This window comes from Bifidobacterium sp. MSK.17.10, assembly GCF_019129655.1.
GTDB lineage: Bacteria > Actinomycetota > Actinomycetes > Actinomycetales > Bifidobacteriaceae > Bifidobacterium > Bifidobacterium adolescentis.
This window is the reverse complement of record NZ_JAHOJD010000034.1, coordinates 1-657: the sequence shown is the minus strand read 5'-3', so window position 1 is coordinate 657 and position 657 is coordinate 1. Positions and strand designations below refer to the sequence as shown.

General features: G+C 55.4%; 2 protein-coding genes. Both read right to left on the bottom strand.

Translation table 11 applies throughout. The annotated features are described in order from the left end of the window. The coding region (locus tag KSX58_RS10305; protein WP_217752144.1) for a hypothetical protein at positions 1 to 183 on the bottom strand (183 nt) is incomplete at its 3' end. A gap of 209 nt (positions 184 to 392) precedes the next feature. Then, a partial coding sequence (locus KSX58_RS10300; RefSeq protein WP_217752143.1) for a hypothetical protein occupies positions 393 to 657 on the bottom strand: 265 nt, incomplete at its 5' end.

Genomic DNA, 657 nt, shown 5'->3' with positions numbered 1-657 from the left:
GCGGGCATGGGAAAGACTCATCATCGGAGCCGCGTAGCTTTCCGTAACCCTGTACCAGGATTCCAATTGGATCATCATGCGTAACGGCAGGATGATTTTGATCAAGTTCAGTGGGAAAATCGGTTCGGGCAGTTGGGATGCTGTTGAATGTCCGGCAAAGCTCGCGTCCTGGTATCGTCCCATCGTTGACTTGTCGACTGTCTGCCTTGTATCAAATGGGCAAACGGCGCGAAGCCTCACGGCCAGAGCTGATGGAACTATCCGAGTGGCGAACATGGGAAACGTTGGCAGCAATCAGGATTGCGTCGGCACGCTTTGTTTCCCAATCCCATGATTTCTAGCTTTCCGTAACCCAGCCATGGAAACCTCCATACACGAACGGCAGACTCACTCTATGTCGCGTCGGACGCATCGTCACGATCAACGGCAACGTCAAGTTCGACGGCAGTGGACAGCAGAACTACTCGACGGCGATTGAGACCATCCCAGAAGCGTTCCGTCCGCTCGCCGACCAGAGCATCATCGCGTTTCCGTCCTGCTGTTTCAGCCTGCTTGTCATGCGCGACGGGAAGGTGCAAATGCTGGGCGACCCGAAATCCGCCTACTCCACGGCGCACGGCTGTTGGATGGCACTGCAATAGCTTTCCGTAACCCAGA